General features: G+C 56.3%; 17 protein-coding genes. 8 read left to right on the top strand and 9 right to left on the bottom strand.

Annotated features, from left to right (window positions below):
* The first annotated feature begins 133 nt into the window (after positions 1–133).
* Together IEX96_RS07980 and IEX96_RS07985 are read left to right on the top strand one after the other, a co-directional pair.
* Positions 134–1,741 carry a sodium:solute symporter gene (locus IEX96_RS07980; RefSeq protein ID WP_150005769.1) on the top strand — a complete coding sequence of 536 codons (1,608 nt, stop codon included), beginning with the start codon at positions 134–136 and terminating at the stop codon, positions 1,739–1,741.
* A gap of 22 nt (positions 1,742–1,763) precedes the next feature.
* Positions 1,764–2,795, top strand: a complete 1,032-nt coding sequence (locus IEX96_RS07985; protein WP_150005768.1) for a LacI family DNA-binding transcriptional regulator — start codon at positions 1,764–1,766, stop codon at positions 2,793–2,795.
* A 59-nt stretch (positions 2,796–2,854) separates the two neighbouring features.
* On the opposite strand, the gene IEX96_RS07990 is transcribed toward IEX96_RS07985, so the two are convergent.
* The 7 genes from IEX96_RS07990 to IEX96_RS08020 are packed head-to-tail and all read right to left on the bottom strand — an operon-like array spanning position 2,855 to position 11,592.
* Positions 2,855–3,862: an FAD:protein FMN transferase gene (locus IEX96_RS07990; protein ID WP_150005767.1), complete on the bottom strand. Its 1,008-nt coding sequence runs from the start codon at positions 3,860–3,862 to the stop codon at positions 2,855–2,857.
* Positions 3,859–4,404: a nitrous oxide reductase accessory protein NosL gene (locus IEX96_RS07995; protein ID WP_229773614.1), complete on the bottom strand. Its 546-nt coding sequence runs from the start codon at positions 4,402–4,404 to the stop codon at positions 3,859–3,861. Before IEX96_RS07995 ends, IEX96_RS07990 begins: the two co-directional genes overlap by 4 nt.
* Positions 4,401–5,225, bottom strand: a complete 825-nt coding sequence (locus IEX96_RS08000) for an ABC transporter permease subunit (protein ID WP_188873750.1) — start codon at positions 5,223–5,225, stop codon at positions 4,401–4,403. The genes IEX96_RS07995 and IEX96_RS08000 overlap by 4 nt, the downstream gene beginning before the upstream one ends.
* Entirely contained in the window at positions 5,222–6,139 is a 918-nt protein-coding gene (locus tag IEX96_RS08005; protein WP_150005766.1) for an ABC transporter ATP-binding protein, read from the bottom strand. Before IEX96_RS08005 ends, IEX96_RS08000 begins: the two co-directional genes overlap by 4 nt.
* On the bottom strand, positions 6,136–7,437 hold the full coding sequence (locus IEX96_RS08010; protein WP_150001081.1) for a nitrous oxide reductase family maturation protein NosD: 1,302 nt from the start codon (positions 7,435–7,437) through the stop codon (positions 6,136–6,138). Before IEX96_RS08010 ends, IEX96_RS08005 begins: the two co-directional genes overlap by 4 nt.
* Positions 7,430–9,343 (bottom strand): TAT-dependent nitrous-oxide reductase, encoded by a 1,914-nt coding sequence (nosZ, locus tag IEX96_RS08015; RefSeq protein ID WP_188873751.1) that lies wholly within the window; start codon positions 9,341–9,343, stop codon positions 7,430–7,432. The genes IEX96_RS08010 and nosZ overlap by 8 nt, the downstream gene beginning before the upstream one ends.
* A complete protein-coding gene (locus IEX96_RS08020; protein ID WP_373293761.1) occupies positions 9,340–11,592 on the bottom strand; it encodes a 4Fe-4S binding protein in 2,253 nt (750 codons plus the stop codon). Before IEX96_RS08020 ends, nosZ begins: the two co-directional genes overlap by 4 nt.
* 210 nt (positions 11,593–11,802) lie before the next feature.
* Between IEX96_RS08020 and IEX96_RS08025 the strand changes: the two genes are divergently transcribed.
* Both IEX96_RS08025 and IEX96_RS08030 read left to right on the top strand, forming a co-directional pair.
* On the top strand, positions 11,803–12,618 hold the full coding sequence (locus IEX96_RS08025; protein WP_150005765.1) for a ferritin-like domain-containing protein: 816 nt from the start codon (positions 11,803–11,805) through the stop codon (positions 12,616–12,618).
* A 219-nt stretch (positions 12,619–12,837) separates the two neighbouring features.
* On the top strand, positions 12,838–14,043 hold the full coding sequence (locus IEX96_RS08030) for an NnrS family protein (protein ID WP_150005764.1): 1,206 nt from the start codon (positions 12,838–12,840) through the stop codon (positions 14,041–14,043).
* 106 nt (positions 14,044–14,149) lie between these two features.
* Here IEX96_RS08030 and IEX96_RS08035 read toward each other — a convergent pair whose 3' ends face one another.
* Positions 14,150–16,450: a TonB-dependent receptor gene (locus IEX96_RS08035; protein WP_150005763.1), complete on the bottom strand. Its 2,301-nt coding sequence runs from the start codon at positions 16,448–16,450 to the stop codon at positions 14,150–14,152.
* Positions 16,451–16,702: 252 nt separating this feature from the next.
* Here IEX96_RS08035 and IEX96_RS08040 point away from each other — a divergent pair, with 252 nt between their 5' ends.
* The 4 genes from IEX96_RS08040 to IEX96_RS08055 all read left to right on the top strand — a co-directional run bounded on the left by IEX96_RS08040 (position 16,703) and on the right by IEX96_RS08055 (position 20,637).
* Positions 16,703–17,398: a TetR/AcrR family transcriptional regulator gene (locus IEX96_RS08040; RefSeq protein ID WP_150005762.1), complete on the top strand. Its 696-nt coding sequence runs from the start codon at positions 16,703–16,705 to the stop codon at positions 17,396–17,398.
* Complete coding sequence (locus IEX96_RS08045) at positions 17,388–17,906, top strand: RidA family protein (RefSeq protein ID WP_150005761.1); 519 nt, start codon at positions 17,388–17,390, stop codon at positions 17,904–17,906. Before IEX96_RS08040 ends, IEX96_RS08045 begins: the two co-directional genes overlap by 11 nt.
* The gene (locus IEX96_RS08050; protein WP_150005760.1) at positions 17,903–19,114 is read left to right on the top strand and encodes a dipeptidase; all 1,212 of its coding nucleotides are present in this window, start codon (positions 17,903–17,905) and stop codon (positions 19,112–19,114) included. The genes IEX96_RS08045 and IEX96_RS08050 overlap by 4 nt, the downstream gene beginning before the upstream one ends.
* 68 nt (positions 19,115–19,182) lie before the next feature.
* Positions 19,183–20,637, top strand: a complete 1,455-nt coding sequence (locus tag IEX96_RS08055) for a phospholipase D-like domain-containing protein (protein WP_150005759.1) — start codon at positions 19,183–19,185, stop codon at positions 20,635–20,637.
* Here the strand turns inward: IEX96_RS08055 and IEX96_RS08060 are convergent.
* The gene (locus IEX96_RS08060; RefSeq protein ID WP_150005758.1) at positions 20,634–21,233 is read right to left on the bottom strand and encodes a TetR/AcrR family transcriptional regulator; all 600 of its coding nucleotides are present in this window, start codon (positions 21,231–21,233) and stop codon (positions 20,634–20,636) included. The two genes, IEX96_RS08055 and IEX96_RS08060, sit on opposite strands and share 4 nt — an antisense overlap.
* Positions 21,234–21,262 lie beyond the last annotated feature (29 nt).

Consider the following 21,262-nt stretch of genomic DNA (forward strand, 5'->3'; position numbering starts at 1 on the left):
TGGTGGGCGTAAGAAAGATAGATAGCGCTGCCCGTTTTGGGACAGGAGGGCCGGCAAAGCCCTTCTGGTTATAAATTCAAATGGCGGGTGAGAAGAGCTTTGTTGTTTTATAAAGGGTTGTAAGGGGGCGCACATGGAATTTCTGGATTGGGTGGTGGTGGCCGGCTATTTCGTGCTGGTGTTTGGCGTGGCAATTTTTGCCGGAATCCGGGAGAAAAAAGCCGATAGCAAGGATTTCTTTCTGGCTGGTCGCAATGTTGGGTGGTTTGTTATCGGCGGGTCCTTATTTGCCTCTAATATCGGCTCGGAACATCTGGTTGGCCTTGCGGGGACCGGTGCGGCAAGCGGTGTGGCTGTCGCCCAGTTCGAGATTTTGGCAGGCCTGATTTTGCTGCTTTTAGGCTGGCTTTTTGTCCCGTTCTATCTGCGCTCCGGTGTGTTCACCATGCCGGAATTTCTGGAAAAGCGCTATTCCGAAGGCCCGCGTCTCTATCTCGCCATCATCTCGATCATCGGTTATGTGCTGACCAAAATCTCGGTCACCATCGCCGCTGGCGGCATCGTGTTCGAGGCCCTGATGGGGATCGATTTCTGGACGGGTGCGCTGATCGTGGTCGTCGCCACAGGAGTTTACACCATCTGGGGTGGATTGAGGGCGGTGCTTTATACCGATGTGCTCCAGATGTTCGTTCTGCTTTTTGGTGCGGTCAGCGTTACCTGGCTAGGGCTGTCCGCTGTTGGTGGCTGGGGGGCGTTGCGTGTGGAAGCCGGTGAGACGGTCTTTAGCCTGTGGCGGCCTTTATCGGATCCGGATTTTCCTTGGACAGGCATCTTGTTTGGGGCACCGATTCTGGGTGTATGGTATTGGTGTACCGATCAGTATATCGTGCAAAGAGTGTTGTCGGCCCACGGCATTGAAGACGCGCGTCGCGGGACTATTTTTGCAGCCTATTTGAAGCAACTGCCGCTGTTTCTGTTTGTGGTTCCCGGCATTATCGCTGCCGTGTTGGCCGCACGCGGGGCGATTACCCTGGATAATTCCGATGCGGCCCTTCCCACCCTTGTGGCGGCATTGTTGCCGGTTGGCCTGAAGGGATTGGTGGTTGCCGGGCTTTTGGCGGCGCTGATGAGTTCTTTGTCGTCGGTGTTCAATTCCTGTTCGACCATCGTGACCATGGATATTTTCAAGAGGTTTCGTCCCCATGCGGAAGAAAGCCAACTGGTTCTGGTGGGGCGGCTTTCCACCGGCGCTCTGGTTATCCTCGGATTGCTGTGGATTCCGTTCATCAGCCGGATTTCCGGGCAGATCTATACCTATCTGCAAAGCATCCAGGCTTATATTTCCCCCCCTATCGCTGCGGTGTTCCTTGTCGGGATTCTCTGGTCTCGGGCCAATGCGCGGGGGGCGGCCTGGGCATTGTTCGTCGGGTTCGTTTTAGGGGTCGGACGGCTTGTATTGGAATTGTCAAAGGCGCATCTTGACGGGATCTGGCTTGTGGCAGCCACTGCCAATTTTCTGCATGTGGCGATCGTGCTCTTTCTTTTATGTGTTGCTGTCCTTGTTGGCGTTAGTCTTCTTCTCCCTGAGCAGAGCGTTCGTAAGTCCGGACTTACCTTTGCTACGGTTTTCGGCTCGCAAGATGCCACTGGCAGGCTGCTATCGGGGAATATCAAGCGGGATATCGGGCTAAGTGTCGGGGTGCTCGCCGTGGTGGCGATGCTGTGGATCTATTTCTCATGATCGAAGAAAGGATGTTTCGACCATGACCGAAGGTCGTCAGGCCACCATAAAAGATGTGGCGAAAGGCGCTGGTGTTTCCATCAAGACCGTCTCGCGGGTGCTTAATGATGAGCCGAATGTGCGCCCTGCAACCCGAGAAAGAGTACTCGCGGCAGCGAAGGGACTTGATTATTTTCCCAATCCGGCGGCGCGTCGCTTGGCAGGCCGGCGGTCTTATTTGATTGCCCTTGCCTATGATAATCCCAGCCCCAGCTATCTTGCCGATGTGATTGAAGGGATTATGGAAGTGTGCCGGTCCGATGGCTATTTCCTTGCTCTTCATGGTTGCGATTTTACGGCACCGAGCTTGGCGCGCGAAATGGTCAATGCGGTGCGGGAAAGCCGTGTGGATGGGCTTGTTCTTACCCCTCCTGTGGGCGATGTGGCCGGATTGTGCGAAACGCTGTCCGATGCAGGCATCCATTATGTGCGGCTGGCCCCTTCCGGCCCGACAAAGGGGTTAGGGGTGTCGATCAATGACAGGCAAGCCGCATTCGATATGACGGAATATCTATTGGAGCTTGGCCACCGGCGCATCGGCTTCGTTCAGGGCCACCCCCGGCATGGAACAAGTCGTCTGCGCGAAGAAGGCTATCGGGCGGCGCTGGAACGCTATGGTCTGGAGGTTGAACCCGCTCTTTTGTCTCAGGGTTGGTACACGCTGGAATCCGGTATCGAAGCGGCGCGGGCGCTTTTGCGTGCCGATGCGCGCCCGACGGCCATCTTTGCCAGCAATGATGATATGGCGGCGGGGGTGATCCAGGAGGCGCTTCGGCGTGGTCTTCGGGTGCCAGAGGATCTTTCTGTCGCCGGGTTTGACGATGTTCCCATTGCCCGCATGTTGTCGCCGCGCCTGACCACCATTCGCCAACCGGTACAGGCCATGGGAAAACGCGCCACGGAATTGCTTTTTGAAAATCTTTCTTCCGGTGAACATGTTTCGACGCAGGCGGATCGGGTGGAACTCCTCGATTATCGTATGCTGGTACGCCCCAGTACCGCTGCCCCGCGTTGAGAACCTGTCATCGGTGCTATCGGTCTGTGATATTTGATAATTGCCCGATAGGTAGGGGGCTAGGCCAAGTGTTTGAGGCCCTCTACGGGGTCGCTTTGATACACCGCCAGATGATCTATTTGTGCGGCTTTTTTTATAATATCTTTGTTTTTCATCAGTGAAAAGGCGGTGGACCACGCATCGGCGGTTGCCGCTTGATCGGCCACCACGGTTATGCTGCGGGCGGCGGGGAGGGTGGCCCCCGTATGCGGGTTCAAAAGATGGCTGACCCGTCTGGCGGCATCAAATATCAGGCCATATCCGCCGGATGTGGCGACAGCACGGTCCACACATTCGATATGGCCGCTGATACGCGCGGGGGCTTGGGGATCGGCCACACCCACGGCCCATGCCCGTCCATCTTCGCGCAGGCCCATCGCACGGGTTTCACCCAAATCCAGAAGCACCCGGTCAATGCCATTGCGTTTGAGCAAATCGGCGACGCGATCGGTGATATAGCCTTGGGCGATGCCATTGAGCGTGATGGCCATCCCCGGTTTATCAAAGCTGATACAGGCAGGGTCAATGCGCACGGCGCGCCAATTGATGAGCGGCAGAATATCGTCCACAGGCGGTGGGGTTTCGGCATCGGGATGGGCGCTATAATAGCGGTGATAGCGCTGCCAAAGCGGTTGCACCGTTATATCGAACAGACCGTTCGTTGCATGGCTGATGCTTTTGGCACGTTGCAACAGCTCCACTAGTTCCAAAGGAGGGGCACTTAAATGCCCTTCTCTGTTCAGCTTTGAAAGGGCCGATTCATGGCGATACAGGCTGAAAACAGCTTCCAGCCGTTCGATTTCCTGCACCGCCAGATGGATGATGTGCCGGGCCGTGGCGGCATCAGGATGAATCAGTTGCATAGAGGCGCGCGCCCCCAAAGCAACACCGCTCCATTGATGGCGTTGGGTTTTGGCATGGGCCATGAACGGCAACAGAGTGACCCCGGCACAAAATCCCATAATGCCGATAAACCGGCGTCTTGTAAGGGGGCTGGTGGGCTTGGTCATGCGGTTATGTGGCATCATGATCCTCGCTTCCTTTTTTCCGGGCTCATATCCGGTTCCCCCAGCACAGCGCTTTGTGGAATGTCTTTAAAACTATAGAGCGTGCCATTATGGGCGGCCTGAAACTGCTCGGCGGCCGCTTTGTCACTGAAGGGCACCAATTCCGGCCCGCCCATGCCGCCGCTTTGATCGCTGCCCACCACATAAACGGCATCCATGGCCGCCACCCATGCGCCGGGTGGTGGCTGGTCCCAATTGGCGGCCAGCCCCATATCATTGACATAGATGGCACGGATTGCTTTGGATTCTTCGGGCAATAAGGTGAAGGTTATGGTGTCGCGCACCGAACTGAACCAAAGCGGATCATCGCGGCCTTTCAAGAAGATTTGCCCCTTGGGGCCGGAATGGTTGATCACCAGCATCCCGCAATAATAGCCCATGGCGTCGCCATCCGGTTCTTGCGGTGCAGGGATTGGTGCGTTTTCCGTGTTTTGGTTGCAGCCAGAAAGCACGAGCATGACCACCACTCCCCACCCCATCAAAATCGCGCGGGAAAGACTCATGCCTGCCTCCTTTTGAAAAGCGCCACAGCGGCCCCAAGCGGCAGCAAAATCCACATGATCAGGGCTGCATAAAGGCTCCAAAGGGGAAGCCCTGCCTCGATGGGGGCGCTCATGGCCGAGGCCACGGCCGTTGCTTCATGGGCGGTGAGGTTGATCAGCCGGTATATATCGGCGGGATTCATCAAAAGCAGAAGATCAAGGCTTCCGGCACTGATAGTCTGGCCTTGATCGGCCACCAAAAGGCCCAAAAGCGCGGCATCATAAAGCAGGACCAGCACCAGCCACAGCGCCACAGCAACGCCCGCTGCGGTGGCGCGTTCGCGCACGATGATGCTTACCAGACTGCCCAGCGCCACAAACACCGCCCCAAGCAATACCGATGTCCCGATCAACAGCGCAAAGGCGGGCCAGGCCCCGGCATCGGCCCCTTCGCCGACATAGAGCACAGCCGCCGCCGCGCCATAGCCCAGCGCCGTGGCAAGGGCCAGCATCAGGACATGGCCAAGGAATTTGCCCAGCACCACCTGCCAGCGTGCCACCGGATAGGCCAGCAGCAAGAGCAAGGTGCCGCGTTCTGCTTCTCCGACAATGGCATCGAATGACAAAAGCAGCGCGATGAGCGGCACCAAAAAGATGGTCAGACTGGCAAGGCTCACAACCACCACTGTAATGGGGGAGGCACCAACCGTGCCCGTGGGGGCGCTGCCCAGTAAAACGAGGCTTAATGCCAAAGCGGCCAGAACCAGCGTGGTGGCCACGACCCAGCGATTGCGCAGGCCAATACGCAATTCCCAGCCGGTGATGGTCAAAAGCGGCGTCATGCGGGCACCTCGCTCATCAGATGATGGTAAAGCGCTTCAAGCCCCGGTTCTTCGACATGCAGATCTTCGATCATATCGCGTAGGGCGGCCAGTTCCAACAAGAGGTCCAATTTATGAGTCTGGGCCACCGCCAGATCCAGCCGGTCCGCGCTACGGTGCAAGAGGGATATGTCGCTATGCAAGGACGTTAAGATCTTTTCGGTGCTGCATGGGGCCACCTTCAGGCGGATACGCGTTGGCAATCTTGCGTTTTTACGCAGACTGGCCAGATCGCCCGCGGCGATGATACGGCCTTGATGCAGCAAAATGGCGCGGTCCACATGGGGCTCGATTTCAGCCAGTGCATGGGTGGAAACCAGTATCGTGGCCCCTGAAGCCCGCAGCCGGTCGATTGTGGCATACACTTGCGCCCGCGAGGCAGGGTCAAGCCCGGATGTGGGTTCATCCAGCAACAAGATGTCCGGCGTGCCGATCAGCGCTTGGGCAAGAGCCAGCCTTTGCCGCATGCCTTTGGAATAGGTGCCGACCCGCCGGTGCGTCGCCTCGGCCAATCCAACTTGGTGCAACAAGGCTTTATTGGCCGAGTGCGGAGCGCGCTTCAGTCGGGCGTAAAATCCCAGCAATTCCTCGCCCGTCATGGCGCTGTGAAAGGCCACACTTTCCGGTAAAAATCCCAGGCGGCGGCGAAGCTGTGCCCCTTTGCGGCCCGCGGGATCTTTTTCCAGAACGCGCACCGTGCCGCCATTGGGCCGGATCAGGCCAAGCACCAGCTTCATCAATGTTGTTTTGCCCGCACCATTATGGCCCACCAGTGCCACGGCTTCGCCGGCGCCCAGTGTCAAAGTGGCGTTTTCAAGGGCGGTCAGTTTTCCATAGCGCTTGGTCACGCCGTCAAGAGTGACAATGGTGTTCATGATCCCTCTTCTGAAATGGGCGATTGCATCAGGGGGGCGGTGTCGATCACTCCGCCGGGATAAAGCGCGGGCAGTTTCGATTGGGCAAAGCGCAAAACGTCGATGGCGGGGCTGTTCAACAAAAGCCGGGCTTGCGGATAGCGCCATAGAATATCGTCAACGATGTCGTTGGGCCGGTAAGGACGGTCGGCAAGGCCGTCGCCATTCAGGTCGAAAGCGGCATTGTCGCTCCAATAATTGCCGCGCCCTTCAAAGGTCCATTCCACCCGCCGCGTGCCCACATATTTCACCTGCGTCTGATTGCCGATAAAGGCATTGTCATACACATCATTGCGTTCCGACCCGGCAGTGAAGTGAATACCGATGGGGCAGCCTTTGAACAGATTCTCGGCAATTTGGTTCTTATGGGCATTATAGACGAACAGGCATTTGCCTTGGCTGTCGCGCACCTGATTGCCGGTGATCTTCGTGTTGTTCACGTAGTTCAGAAGGAGGCCATGATCGCGGTCGCCCTGACTGATATTGTCGCGCACCTCCAGCCTGTCAGAATACATCAAGGCCCAGGCCACATGATTGTCCTGTGACCAGTTGCCGATGATCCGGCTGTCATGGGTGTACATATAATGGATGGCAAAGCGCAGATCCCGGAAGCGGTTGTTTTGAAAGACATTACGCTTGCTGGTATTGACGAAAATACCATCGCGACCATAGCGGATGTCATTGCCGGTCACTTTGGCCCCTGGCGCATTCCAGATAGAGACGCCATTGCCTGCTTCCGCCGTGCGCAGATCGCGCCGCCCGTGAATGATATTGTTTTCCACCTGTGATCCATCGGCCCCATGCAGATACACCCCGAACAGATTGTTCTGAAGGCGGTTATTGAGGATCAAGGCGCGTTTGGCGGTTTGTTTTACAAGAACGGCGGAATCCATTTTTGGCACATCAATGCCAGAGCCGGTGATGACCAGCCCTTCGATGCGCACATCCGGCGCGATGAGGGTGAAAACACTGCCAAGGCCAGTGCCATTTACCACCGCACCTTCCTCGCCGATCAAGGAAAGGGGCCGGTCGATCACCACCGGTCCTTGATAGGTGCCACGCCGAAGACGCAGCACATCGCCTGCTGTTGCGGCATTGATTGTCGCTTGCAAATCCGCCCCCGGGGCCACGGCATGATCGGCAGCCCGAGCCGATAAGGCCGAAAGCAGGATCAGTCCGAAGGCCAGCCCTTGCCACAAAGCCGGACGACCCCGGCCTTTAGGCGGCGTATATTGCAAGCGGCGGATCACTTTAGGCATTTCGCGGTTCAACCAGCATCCGCCCTTTCATTTCCATATGCAGGGCATGGCAGAACCATTGGCAATAATACCAATGCACGCCGGGTCTGTCGGCAATGAAGGTGATGGAGGCGGTGGCTTGAGGCGCCACTTCCATGGCGACACCGTGATTGGTCAGAGTGAAGCCGTGGGTCAGATCCTCCACATCATCCAAATTGGTAATATAGATCGTCACCTCATCGCCTTGTTTGACCGTGAATTTCTCCAGACTGAAAGCGGGGGCCACAGAAAACATATAGACCCGCACCTTATTGCCGTCTCGAATGACGTCCGCCGCATATTCCAGTTCGACACCATCGGCCTCGGCCTGTTTTTTTGCATCGTCGAACAAGGGGTCGTCGCGGTCCCACCGATGCACCGGGTTTATCTTGGAGCGGTGGACGATGGTGGCATCATGGGGTTCGGCAAAGCTGGGGCCATCATGGACCAGCTTCATGCTGTCGCCGGAAATGTCGATCAACTGATCACATTCCGGTTTCAAGGGCCCCACATTCAGGAACCGGTCCTTTGAAAATTTATTGAGCGAGATCAGCCATTTGCCGTCCGCCTCTTTGGTTTGCCCCATGGAGGTGTGGTTATGGCCCGGCTGATAATGCACATCCAGTTTTTGCACGATCGGGTCCACATCTTCGCCATTGAACAGGCGTATGGCCTTGTCGATGTTCCATTTACAGAGTTGGCTGTCGATGAAAAGCGTTGTGTAGGCATTGCCGCGACCATCAAAGGCTGTGTGAAGCGGGCCAAGGCCAAGCTCCGGCTCTGCCACCACCACATCGCGCGGTTTGATCTTGTCAGAGAACAGATCGTCGAAGCGGCGCACATCAAAGACCGTTACCGTGGGGGACAGTTTGCCATTGGCAACCACATGAATACCATCGGGGGCGGTGTTGATGCCGTGCGGGCTGTTGGGAACCGGCACATAGCGTGTATAGCGCGAGCCATGCCGCCCATCGATCACCGGCACGCCATGATGTCTGGTGAAATCGCCGTTCTTCACGGCTTCTTCGATGCGGGCGATATTGAAAATGACCACCCAATCCTGCTCTGCCGATGTCATTTCGGCCAGATTGGTGCCGCCTTCGGAATTATAGCAGGTGGAAAAGCAGTATTTGCCTTGATAATCGGCATCCACATTATCCAGATTGCCATCCACCATCACCTGCCAGGCGATTTCCATGCTGTCGCCGTCTATGGCGGTGAAAATGCCATGATATTTATCCGGTTCATCCAGAATTGTGCCGTCATTGGGCAGCGGCAAGCGGTCTTCCCCATTGGCGAAGACATAGCCGGTTTTTGGGTATTTCTGGACCCGCAGGCCGTGCACTGCTTCCATATTCGGGATCTCGATGATCTTGTCGCATTTCATCACATCACAACGAACGCGGGCGACGCGGGAATTGGCCTTGTCGTTCATGAACACATAGCGACCATCATAGGTGCCTTCGGTGAAGGACATATGCGGATGATGCAGATCGCCATTCAGATAGACCCCGCCGCGGCTGTCTAGAAAGCTGCGGGTTTCCGGCAGCAAGCCTTCGGTAAGAATTTTGCGGCTTTCATTGGTGGAACCCCAGCCGGTGGCACTACAGCGGTTGAACACCGGAATACGCATCAGTTCACGCATGGACGGAAGGCCGACAATACGCAATTCCCCTGCTTGTCCGCTGGAGAAGAACACATAATATTCGTCCAGATCGCCCGGCCCCACATGCTCTTTGGCCGTGGCGGCCTGGCTTGATCGTGGTGACAGAGCAGCGCCACCTGTGAAGCCGCCCGCTCCCGCAAGCCCGGCAATGGTCGCCACCGAAGCGGTGCCGCCGAGGATATCGCGGCGGCTTGGTCCGCTTTTGTCTTTCATGTCTGTCATGCCTTTTCTCCCTGTGATGAGGCATTGCGTGGCGCGACACCGCCTTTGGTGCCGACCGGTGAGGAAGGGTTCATGCTGGGGGACGCCATTGCTGCCCGCTTTTCGCGCTTCAGGCGCTTTTGGATCATCACCGGGCATTTGTGATCGTGGTGATAAAGCACCTGACAGTGCAGGCAGGAGATACATTCATTGGGATTGATGTGGCCTTCGGGATGGATTGCGCCTACCGGACATTCAACGGCACAGCGCATGCACGGATTGCCGCATTCCCGATAGCGTTTGAGCCAATCAAACATCCGCAAGCGCCCCGGAATGGCCAGTGCGGCCCCCAATGGGCACAAATAGCGGCAGAAGAAACGTTCGATGAACAGGCCCGCTACAAGCAAGGCCACCGCAAACAGGACAAACCACCAATCGCGCAGGAAATGCAGGATGATCGCGGTCTTGAACGGCTCCACTTCGGCCAGCTTTTCCGCCAGTCCCAAAGAGGTGAGCGACACACCGAACAGCACAAGGAAAATGACATATTTCAAAGGCCAGAGCCGTTCATGCAGGCCCCATGGCACCGTGATCTGCGGGACGTGCAACAAGCGGGCGGCTTTGTTGGTCAGTTCCTGTAAGGCCCCGAAGGGGCATAGCCAGCCGCAAAAAGGGCCGCGCCCCCAAAACAGCAAGGCGGCCGCCACTGAAAACCACAAAATGAAGATCAAGGGATCGATCAGAAAATAGGACCATTGGAAATCGGTGCGCAGAGCATTGGCAAAGGCCAGCACATTAACCACCGAGAGTTGCGCATGGGCAACCCAGCCCAGCCAGAACAGCGTCACCAGAAGATAAGCAAGGCGTATGCGATTGAACAATTTCTCCCGCTTCACCAAAATATCCTGAAAGAAGAAAATCCCTGTCAGCACGCCCAGCATTATGACCAGCACAGAGATCGAGGCGATCTTGCTGCGCCAGATCCGTTGCCAGAGCGGTGCGTTCGGCCCATTCCCGAAATTGGCGATGTCTGTCATGGCCGGCGCGGATATGGCCTCTTCCGGGTTTTTTGTATCTGCACTGGGGGCCGCCTTCACAACCGCAGGGGTCTTTGGTGCGGGGGGCACTGCCTTGGAATAGAGGGCGGGCAGGCGGTAATCGAGGGCGAAGCTGGTAAAGGCCTTGTCCAGAGCGCCGATGGCCCGCTGCACCAAAAGCTGTAAACTGAAGGTTTCGGCTGGCTGGAACTGCACCCCGGTGGGGATGCGGAACAAGGCTATTTCCTTGAAAGACGGCGCATCGGCTGCCGCCAGATCGGCGATGCGCTCATGCTGTTTGTCACGGAAACGGATGGTTTCGGCCCCTTGGGTCAGCTCGATCCGGTCAAAAATGCCGCCGCGCACATAGCCTGAGCCTTTGAACGAATACCGCCCGTCGCCCATGATCAAGATGGCGGCCTGATCGGTGCCCAGCTGGCTTTGCAACCGTTCGAACCCGGTATCGCCTAACAGGGTGCGGCCAATGGCAGGGTGCGATACCAGCGCCACATAAAGATCGACAAATCCGTCATCGGGGGCACCCGGCTCGGGGCGTTTCATGGCTTTTGGATCGCCGGACAGGGCGAAGGCCTCATTCACATCGCCCACCGTTATATGCAGGCGCCGCACCGCTCCATTGCCCAGCAATGTTTCCCAGTTGCTCACTGCGCCGCCTTGGGGATCGACCATGCGGGTGGGGCCGGCTGTTTCTATCGTGCCGCCACTTAACAGATGCGCCACACGGCCCGCCGAACGCAGGATGCTGTCGCCGATCACCAGCACCGTGACGGTGGCACCGGAAACGATGTCCACCTGTGGCGGGGCTTCGCCATTTTTGGCGGCCTGCATGGGGTTGAAGCCGATCAGATCCATCACTGAAGCGTCAATACGCGCTTGCGGGATGCCGATCAGAACGATGGGTTCGTGATGCTCTACCAGTTTCAGGCCAATGATGGTGCCATCTACATCAAGGCCGACCAGTGTGTGGATGGGTTTGCCGGAATAGCCCGCGGTATTCACGATGTCTGAGGTCAGATAAACATAACCGATAATTTCTTCGCCCTTAAGAGCCGGTGCAATCGGGGCGATCTCCAGCAACGCACCGAAATGATTGGCACCGGGCACGATATCTGCCGCTTGTACTTGATCCAGAAACCGGCCCAATTGCGCGCTTTGTTGCGCCAAGACAGGCGGGGCGAAAAGCACGGACAAGAGGAGAGACAACGCCGTCATTATGGAAAAACGGCCACACATCCAGAGAGTTAAGCGCCGTAAACGCACGTTGAGAACTCCTTAAACTGATCTGTGCAGAGGTCTGACTATAGGGTCGGGATCGTGCCACCTTTTGCTTTGGATCAAATTACAGATAACATGTGAGAAATTATAATCTAGGATTATATTGTGTTTTAATGCAACCTCAGATCACACAGAGGAAATGGTCTCATGTCTTTGTTGAGCCAAGACCCGCAGATGACCCCCGGCACAATGGCAGAATTGATTGCCATCGCCACCCGGATCGAGCATGAATCCGTGCGCCGCTATCAGTGGCTTGCAACAGAAATGCGCCAGCGCCATGAGCACGAGACAGCCGCGGCTTTCGATAAACTGGCTTTAGAAGAACAGCATCATGTGGCCGCGGTGGCGGAATGGGCGCAGGCTTTCGGTGACGTGCCTTCGGGCGATCATGAGATCCATTGGCACCTGCCCAAAGAACTGGCGAAAAACTGGGAAGGCGCGGCGGGCAGTGCGCTGCTTACGCCCTACCGCGCCTTTGCCATCGCCGTCGAGAATGAAGAGCGCGCCTTTGCCTTTTATACATATCTCGCGGCATCGACGCCCGATGCTGAGATTGCCAAACAGGCGGAAATGCTGGCCAAGGAAGAACTGCACCATGCGGCCTTGTTGCGCACATGGCGACGTGCAGCATGGCACCAAAATGAAAGAGGCGCCCACAAGGATTCGGGGTCATCTTCAAAGATTGAAACGCTGCCAGAGCTGGAGGCTGCCATCGCACAGCATGAAGCCGAAATCGCTGCTTGTGGCGTCGATTTCGAGGAAGATGTGCGCACTGGTGACGATCCCGCCCCGCTTTTAAAAACACAAGGGGCTCTGGAGAAGTTCTGCACTTTGCTGGAAACTGTGCTGATCACTACACCGGATGAAACAGCCCGGGAAAAGGCAGAACAGGCCCTTCACAGCGCCATCGCCCGCCTTGCCACCCTGCATCACCGCATCGACCGGGTGAAAGAAGATCAATAAGATGGCTGCCGATGCATAAGGACAATCTGGCTGATCTTTTTATAGCGGGCACCGTGTCCTCAGGCATGGGCAAAAGCCCGCCAATGGTACGATATGCCTAGTCGTTCCATTCCTTTGCTTCATAATAGGTATTTACAATACATATTAAAGTGAATTAGAGTGGGCTATGGGCAATCAAGGGATGGTCAGAAGGCGTCCGTCGGGAAGGGATCGTTGGAAATGGCTGGAACCGCAGAGACTGTAAAGCCCGCAGGCATTCCCCGTTATCGGCCTTTTGATGGCCCGTTGCTGTTTCAGCAGGGCTTTCGTCCGTTCTTTTTTGGCGCGGGCCTTTGGTCGTTATTGTCTTTGTTTCTTTGGCTCATGGTGGTGCAAGGGGCGGTTTCTTTGTCTTTGGGGGCCAATCCGTTGGCATGGCATGCCCATGAAATGATTTTCGGATTTACCGGTGCCGTGATTGCCGGATTTTTGCTGACAGCCATCCCCAACTGGACGGGCCGCATGCCGTTGCAGGGCGTGTCTTTGATGGTTTTGTTCGGCACATGGCTTTTGGGGCGGCTCGCCATGGGGATGTCGGCTTTTCTTAGTCCTGCGCTCGTGGCGGTGCTGGATCTGTCTTTCTTGTTGCTGCTGATTGCTGTTGTGTTGCGTGAAATTCTGGCGGGGCGGAATTGGCGCAATCTCCCCATGCCGGTCGCGCTGGCCGCTTTGTTTATTGCCAATCTTTTGACCCATCTCGACCTGATGGGCCTGGCTGTGACCGGGCGTATGGGTGAACGGCTTGGCATTGCCACGATTCTGTTTCTTATCGGCTTGGTGGGTGGGCGCATCATTCCCAGTTTTACCCGGAACTGGCTGTCAAAACGTGGCGAAAAGCGATTGCCCGCAAGCCTTGGCCGCTTTGATAAGGCCAGCCTTTTTTTTATGCTTGTTGCCCTTATTGCGTGGGTATCCCTGCCCGATAGCCAGATCGCGGGCATATGTTTGCTGATTGCAGGGGGGGTGAGCTTTTTGCGCCTTGGCCGGTGGCAGGGCCATCTAACCTTATCAGAGCCGTTGATCTGGAGCCTGCATCTGGGTTTTTTCTGGCTCCCCTTGGGGCTGTGTCTTTTGGGATTGAGCGTTTTTCTGCCGCAAATCCTGCCGTCGATGGCTGGCCTTCATGCCCTGACCGCCGGAGCCGTTGGCTCCATGACATTGGCGGTGATGACCCGGGCCACTTTGGGCCATACCGGGCGGAAACTGACAGCCGACCGCTGGACGACCATACTTTATATCTTGATTGCAGCAGCGGCGGCGGCGCGGGTGGGGGCATCGCTCGCGCCCACATCCTATAGCGCTTTGCTGTGGGTATCTGGCCTTTTATGGGTGGCGGCCTTCGGACTTTTCAGCGCCCATTATGGCCGTATGCTGCTCTTTAAATAACCAAAGCCCCGGATTTTTCCGATATATGGCCGGGATTTTTGGGGGCGCTGCCATCGCGGGTGCGACAGCAGCGCTTGTCTGTATCCATCTGGCGACAGAATCCTGTTTAGAACCGGCTGCGCAAGGTGACGCCCCAGCTTCGTGGTGCCCGCGATAAGGCAAGCCCGCCAAAGGCTTCAAAGCCGGTGGCCGGGCCCAGCCCTGCGGCTCCGGCGGCGAAATCGAAGCGACGTCCCGGATTGGTAATGAACACACCATTGGCCGCCGACTCTTCGTCTGTCAGATTGTCCACCCAGAATATGAGCGCATGCTGCCCCATTTCAAATCCGGCGCGCAGATTGAGAAGGATGGCGTCGGCGGTGAAGGCGTCGCCAGTCTGTACCGCATTTTGCTTGGACTGATAGGCAATGTCCGCACGCCCCATGATGTCGATTTCGCCCATCAAAGGCCGCCGATATTGCACCGTTCCATTGGCCATATAGCTGGGGGCATATTGAAGCTGTGTCCCTGCCAATTGGGTATCGGTGATGCCCGCAAGCAACAAGGTGGTGAAGTCGAAATCATCATATTCCGCATCGGTATAAGCAAAGCCGCCCCGGATATCGAGGCCGGGTAGTGGGCGGGCCGCGACTTCCAGTTCGATGCCTTTGGACGTGGTTTTGCCCGCATTGATATTGAGAACGGCAAAGGTTTGCCCCAAAGCCCGGACGATCTGGTCGTTCCATTTGATCAAAAAGCCGTTGAGATTGGCGGTTAGCCGTCCACCGAACCACGAGGTTTTCGAGCCCAGTTCATAATGCCAGCTGCGTTCGGGATCGAAGCTGCGTTCTTCGGGCAGGATCTGCCCGGCGGCGGTTACCACATTGAAGCCCCCCACCTTCACAGCCCGGGCGGCGCTGAAATACAACAGGTTCTCATCGGTCAGGTGATAGTCCAGCGATAGCCGGGGCGTGAAATTGTCGAAAGACAGGGAATCCACGAATGGTGGATTGGAAATCCCGGCAATGGGGTCGGTATCCACCGCCGTCACGTCTTTTTCTTCATGGGTGTAGCGTCCGGCAAAGGAAAAGGTGAGCGCCGAAGTGATATCCAGATCCACCTGCCCAAAGGCTGCAATGCTGTCGGTTTCTTCTTCAGTATCGCTGATCAGGCTTTGAAATGGCCCCAAAACAGCCAGCATCAGCGGACCTGCATCGCCGACAAAGCGATCATCAATGCGCGTATCTGCATCCAGATGGTAATAATATCCACCAAGCATCCAGCGAAACCGACCGTCGCCGGAGGAAGACAAACGGATCTCCTGGCTGAACTCTTCTTGATCCACATCGGTGGTTTCAAAATGAATCTGGCGGGCCTGATAATCGTCATCAATGGCGGTATGCAGATCAAGGCTGTTGAAGCCGGTGATTGCCGTTAATGTATAAGGGCCCACGTCCCAATCCATGGTGAAGGATGTGGTCAGATTTTCCCGGTCTGTCTCTCCCGGTGTAACGGCAAAACCGCTTTCAAAACCGGGCATTTTTCCTACAAATAGCTGGTTGGTGGGCGGGGCGGGAAAGGGAAGCGGATTGAAAAGCTGGGCATTATTGGTGACAAACTGCAAGGGCTCGTCGCCGTCATTGGTGTTTTCAAAGGCGATGCGGGCGGTGATGCCGAATGTATCGGTGAGAAAGGCTTCCAACGTGCCGTGATAAACCTCGGTATTGCGGCTATCCAGACCAGATCCGGTCAGATCGTTTTTGAAATACCCGTCCCGTTCATGATGCACCGCTCCGGCGCTGAAAAAGACCTTGTCCCGGATCAGCGGTCCGGAAATCGATCCCTTGAAATCCCGGCGCTCATCGCTGCCCAATGTGCCTTCAAAAAAGCCTTCGAAATTGTTGCTGGGATCTTTGGTAATGTAATTGACTGCGCCGCCAAAGGTGTTGCGACCGTAAAGGGCGCTTTGCGGCCCTTTGGCAATTTCTACACGGGCCACATTCTCGATCAGAGCTTCCATGGTTGCTCGCGAGGATTGATAAACGCCATCGACGAAGAACCCCACATTCGGCTCGCCAATGGTGGTCATCATGCCCCGGATCACCGGCGTTTGCCCGCTGCCGCCGAACAAGGGCGCCATGTTAAAACCCGGCGTCAAGAGCGCGATATCTTCGATGCGCTCAATCCCGGCGTCTTCCAGATCTTTTTCGGTAAAAGCGGTGATCGCCATGGGCACGTCTTGCAGGCTTTCTTCCCGCTTTCGGGTGGTGACGATGATTTCTTCCAAAACCCGCCCATCGCTGCTGCGCCCGCTCTGCTGTGTAGTTTGAGGCGCTTCTTGCGCTGTGGCTGCTGCACTGCCCAAGGATAGCGCCATCGCCCATAAGCATGCCCCGTTTCGTCCATGCTTCCTTCTTTTCGTCATCATCTGTTCCCTCCCTGATGTGGCAGAAACCACAAAAAAATCATAAGGTTTTGGGTGTCCTTATCGAATCTGAACGTCGTGCAGCGCCCCTCGAATAATGACGCGGATCCAGAGTCGGGATGCCAGATTCTTGATTGCCTGGCAGTTATGGACATTATAATTACGTTACATTAATGTAATTTATTCGTCCATTGTTATTGCCATCCCGATTGATCATGTCGGTCTGGCCAAACCAAGGGTGTGTGGAAAACCGGAATGGCGGAAGAAACGAGCGGATTACCGATATCGCAGAGTGCAGAGCCGGGAAGGGCTGAAGCAGAACGCAGTTCGGGCCGTCCGCGCGATTTGGCATTGGATCAAAGGCTTTTGGGGGCGGCCCTGGACCTGCTGGCCGAACAGGGGTTCGACGGGGTCAGTTTGGAAGCGGTGGCGCGCCGGGCACAGTCTTCGCGGCCCGCTATCTATCGGCGATGGCCATCAAAAGACGATCTGATGCTGGATATTGTGGGCGCGGTGTTTCGGCGTATGGATCAGGAGTTGCCATCGCTTAAGGATATGCACGGCGATATTCACACACAAATCACCCTGATTTTGGAAGCCGCTATAAGGTTTTTGCAAGATCCCAAAATGCGCCGGGCAACAATAGCGATTGTCGGGGCCATGCATCAGCACCCCGATTTCAAGGCTTTGCAGCGCTTGGTGCGTAGCCGCAGGGGGTCGGCTCTGCGTACTATGCTGGAAGCGGCCGTTGCGCGCGGTGAACTTGCTCAGGATCTTGATGTGGAATTGGCGCTCGATCTGTTGATGGGTCCGGTTTTTTATCGCGGGCTGGTGTTGGATCTACCGCTTGAACCCAAGGTGGCGGCCCAATTGGTGACGGCGGCTCTCTCTCAAACCAGACCCGCCGTGCCGTCTTGTTATTCCTCAAAGGAGACCGATGATGACCGCTGAGAGATCTGTGTTTTACCGTTTGCGTTCGGCTGGTATCGCTGTGGCCTTTCTCGTTTTCGGCGGGGCTGCTTTTTTGCCGTTTTTTACGCCATCTGCTTTGGCGGGGCCGACCTATTTCGCCCATCCTGATGGCTTGCCGTTTTCCGAGGCGGTCCGGGTTGGAGATATTCTTTATCTTTCTGGCCAAATCGGTGCGAAGCCGGGTGCGCTCACATTGGTTCCCGGCGGTATATCGGCCCAAGCCCGGCAGGCCATGGAGAATATGGGAGCGACGCTCAAGCGGCACGGGCTTTCCTATGACGATCTATTCAAGTGCACCGTTATGTTGGCAGATATGGGCCAATGGGCGGCTTTCAATTCGGTTTATGTCACGTATTTCAAGCCGGACCGTCTGCCGGCACGCAGTGCCTTCGGGACATCCGGTCTGGCTTTGGGCGGGGCGCTGGAAATCGAATGTTGGGCTTATGCTGGTGATGATGTCGCGCGTGAGGGAAAGGATGTGAAATGAGCCGGTATTTAGTGAATCGTCGCCATATGCTGGGCGGTATGGGCGTGCTGGCCTCGGCAGGGTTGATGGGGGCTCTGGGAGCGCGATGGGCCCAAGCCCATATCCAAAATCAGGCCCAAGTTCCGGCCCAAGATCAGGCGCAGGATGTATTTTCTGCCAGAGCGCGGGAAGACTTTTCAAAAATCATGAGCGCGGAACAGCGTGCCGAAGGCCGTCGTTTCCTGAAAAACCATCCCAGTATCGATACGCATGCCCATCCGGGGCGGTTCTTTCTCGACGGTATTGATGCGCAAAATCCGGCAGTGAAAGTGCTCGGTCCGGCCAATGTTTCCGGCGTGGTCGATGATATTAAAACGGGGAATGTTACCGCAGCGGTGTTTAGTTGTGTGGCCGACTTGCCCTTGTTGTCCGTGGGACCGCAAGGCATTCGGGCCGCGCGTGATTTCAGACCCGGCGAAGCCTATGGTGAATATCGTCGCCAGATCGGTATTTTGCACGCCATCTGCGAACGCGGGCTTTTGTCATGCGAACGCACAGCGCAGGGCGTGGAAGCGGCGCATCGGGGAGAGAAATCCGTTTGTCTGTTCGGTGTGGAAGGAGGGGACTTTATCGAAGATGCCCCCGAACGGGTTTTCGCTGCCGCCAAGGATAGGGTGAGAACCATTGGTCTTGTGCATTATCACGTCAATCAACTTGGTGATAACCAGACCGAGACGCCGGTTCATAACGGCCTGACTGATTTGGGGCGTATTGCGGTCAAGGCGATGAATGAAGCGGGTATTTTGATCGACCTTGCCCATGCCAGCGAAGCCACAAGCCGTGATTGTCTCGAGGTTTCTTCCCGCCCGGTGATGTTGTCCCATACGTCTTTGCAAACCGAAAACGTCCGTCACCCGCGCATGATCACGTCAGACCATGCCCGCTTGGTGGCCCAACATGGTGGCGCTATCGGTGTGGCTCCTTGGGGCCTGGGGCAGCAAAATCTGTCGGATTATATCGATGCTATTTTGGCGATGATCGAAGTGGTCGGCGCAGATCATGTGATGATCGGGACAGATATGGACGCTACTTATAAACCGGTTTTCGATAATTACGCCGATTGGGATGTGCTTCCGGCGGCCTTGTTGGCAAGGGGGGTGCCCCGGTTAGATGTGGCCAAGGTGATGGGTGGCAATTTCTTGCGGCTGTTGGCGCAAGTGGAAATTTGATCCCGGATTTTTCCGGGCCATTTTGCCTTGTCAGGCGTTGATGGAGGTGTAGTCATTGGGAGATGCTGATGCCTTCGCCAACCCTGATTTCGGACCGCAATTGCTGGCGTATTGAAACGGCGGATCGTGCGGCGGTGATCATCGATGCGGAGGATTATTTTCGCGCCGCGCGCCGCGCCATGATGAACGCCCGAAAGCGCATCATGCTGCTGGGTTGGGATTTCGATGCGCGAGTGCATCTTTATGACCATGAACAAGACGATGACGGCCCATTGGCGGTGGGGGCCTATCTTCATTGGCTGGTGCAGCGTCGCCCAGAGCTTCATATCCACGTGCTGCGCTGGGATATGGGGGCGCTGACCTCTCTGTTTCGGGGCACCACTTTGTTTGAGGCTTTCCGATGGTGGCGGCATCCGCGTCTGCACTGGATGCTGGATGGCAATCATCCGGCGGGAGCTGCGCAGCACCAGAAAATCCTGAGCATAGATGGGGAGATGGCATTTTGCGGCGGCATTGATATCACCAATGGTCGCTGGGATAGCCGCCAGCATGCCGATGAAGCGCCGCGCCGTTTGCAACCCGATAATATGGATGCCGGACCATGGCACGATATCACAACAGCCCTGGAAGGGCCGGTTGCGCGGGCTCTGGACGATTTTTGCCGGATGCGCTGGGAAAAAGCTGGCGGCAAAGCGCTTGCCCCGGTGACATCCGGGGTGTCTTGCTGGCCGATGGGTCTGGATGCGTCCTTTCAGAAGGTGGCAATTGCCATCGCACGTACGCAAGCAAGGATGCCCGATCAGGCGGGGATTTTCGAGATCGAGGCGCTTTATGTGGATCTGATCGCCAATGCGCAGCATTTTATTTATGCGGAAAGCCAGTATTTTACCTCATACAAAATTGCAAAAGCCATCGCCCGGCGCTTATCGGAGCCGGATGGTCCGGAAATCGTGGTGGTTATGCCGGAAACATCGGAAGGCTGGCTGGAATCTAAAGTGATGGATACAGCCCGCGCCCGGCTTGTTTCCATCTTGCGCCGCCATGACAAATACCGGCGGTTTCGTCTGTTTCATGCGCTGAGCGAGGGCGGACACCCCATATATATTCATGCCAAGATCATGATTGTTGATGACCGAATTTTACGCGTGGGGTCATCGAATATGAACAACCGTTCTTTGGGGCTGGATACGGAATGTGATCTGGCCCTTGATGCGGACCATGCAAAAACGCCCGCCGCCACGGCCGGACTATGCAAGGCCATTGCCCATATCCGCAATGATCTGCTGGCCGAGCATCTGGGCTGCCATATTGAGCAGATCGGGGCGACGCTCAAAGGCTGCGGATCGTTGATCGGCACCATCGAGACGATACGGAACGAGGGCCGCACCTTGAGAGATTACCGTTTGCCGGATTTGAATATGGCGGAAAATTGGCTTTCGGAAAGGGAAATTCTCGATCCTGAACGCCCCCGGGATTTGTTCGAGGCCCCCCGTAAGCGCAGGCTGTTTCGCTTCAGGCGTTAAGTGGGCGTTTGGTCGGCAGGGTTTTTCGCACATAAAAGGCCGTTGCCATTAGCCGAGGAAAACACCTGGTCAAACAGGCTGGTGTCATTCATCGCACGGGCGACGATCATCAACCCCTCAACTCGCGCAATCAGGGACAGTGCTTCTGCACGCGGGTTGCACGGCGTGCCGGAGCGCTCTTTCAGACGCGCATAAACTTTTTCCAACCATGCGACATTCAGTTCAAAGAAGCGCCGGGTTTCGTTCACAACCTCCGGCGGGAGCGATTCACTCTCTGCCGCCAGCATTCCAAACAGACAGACGCGGTTCTTCTTTTCCAGTGTGTCGCGGAAGGCTGAAACATAATCGGCGATCATCTGCCCCGGTTCAATCGAAGGATCTGCCGGGTCCGGTAAGTCTTCCAGAAAGCGTTCGCGATAGTCTCGCGCAACGGCCGCTCCCAGCTCCTCCTTCGTTCGAAAGTGGTAATGCACCCCCGCGGTTCTGACACCAACGGCCTCCGCCAGATGACGAAAGCTAAAGGCATTGAAGCCACGCTCGCAGATATAACTTTCGGCAAGCACCATGATCTTTTGTGCCGTTACGCCCACCGTCATTGTGACTCTCCCTATGCTCGGAAATCAAT

It is taken from the genome of Iodidimonas muriae (genome assembly GCF_014647255.1).
Classification (GTDB): Bacteria; Pseudomonadota; Alphaproteobacteria; order Sphingomonadales; family Rhodothalassiaceae; genus Iodidimonas; species Iodidimonas muriae.

Coding starts and splice junctions, on each gene's coding strand:
- IEX96_RS08025 (WP_150005765.1), top strand. CDS start 11,803: ATGTCTTTGTTGAGCCAAGACCCGCAGATGACCCCCGGCACAATGGCA.
- IEX96_RS08010 (WP_150001081.1), bottom strand. CDS start 7,437: ATGCCTAAAGTGATCCGCCGCTTGCAATATACGCCGCCTAAAGGCCGG.
- IEX96_RS07980 (WP_150005769.1), top strand. CDS start 134: ATGGAATTTCTGGATTGGGTGGTGGTGGCCGGCTATTTCGTGCTGGTG.
- IEX96_RS08060 (WP_150005758.1), bottom strand. CDS start 21,233: ATGACGGTGGGCGTAACGGCACAAAAGATCATGGTGCTTGCCGAAAGT.
- IEX96_RS08000 (WP_188873750.1), bottom strand. CDS start 5,225: ATGACGCCGCTTTTGACCATCACCGGCTGGGAATTGCGTATTGGCCTG.
- IEX96_RS07985 (WP_150005768.1), top strand. CDS start 1,764: ATGACCGAAGGTCGTCAGGCCACCATAAAAGATGTGGCGAAAGGCGCT.
- IEX96_RS08050 (WP_150005760.1), top strand. CDS start 17,903: ATGAGCCGGTATTTAGTGAATCGTCGCCATATGCTGGGCGGTATGGGC.
- IEX96_RS08030 (WP_150005764.1), top strand. CDS start 12,838: ATGGCTGGAACCGCAGAGACTGTAAAGCCCGCAGGCATTCCCCGTTAT.
- IEX96_RS07995 (WP_229773614.1), bottom strand. CDS start 4,404: ATGAGTCTTTCCCGCGCGATTTTGATGGGGTGGGGAGTGGTGGTCATG.
- IEX96_RS08040 (WP_150005762.1), top strand. CDS start 16,703: ATGGCGGAAGAAACGAGCGGATTACCGATATCGCAGAGTGCAGAGCCG.
- IEX96_RS08045 (WP_150005761.1), top strand. CDS start 17,388: ATGACCGCTGAGAGATCTGTGTTTTACCGTTTGCGTTCGGCTGGTATC.
- IEX96_RS07990 (WP_150005767.1), bottom strand. CDS start 3,862: ATGATGCCACATAACCGCATGACCAAGCCCACCAGCCCCCTTACAAGA.
- IEX96_RS08055 (WP_150005759.1), top strand. CDS start 19,183: ATGCCTTCGCCAACCCTGATTTCGGACCGCAATTGCTGGCGTATTGAA.
- IEX96_RS08035 (WP_150005763.1), bottom strand. CDS start 16,450: ATGATGACGAAAAGAAGGAAGCATGGACGAAACGGGGCATGCTTATGG.
- nosZ (WP_188873751.1), bottom strand. CDS start 9,343: ATGACAGACATGAAAGACAAAAGCGGACCAAGCCGCCGCGATATCCTC.
- IEX96_RS08005 (WP_150005766.1), bottom strand. CDS start 6,139: ATGAACACCATTGTCACTCTTGACGGCGTGACCAAGCGCTATGGAAAA.
- IEX96_RS08020 (WP_373293761.1), bottom strand. CDS start 11,592: ATGACGGCGTTGTCTCTCCTCTTGTCCGTGCTTTTCGCCCCGCCTGTC.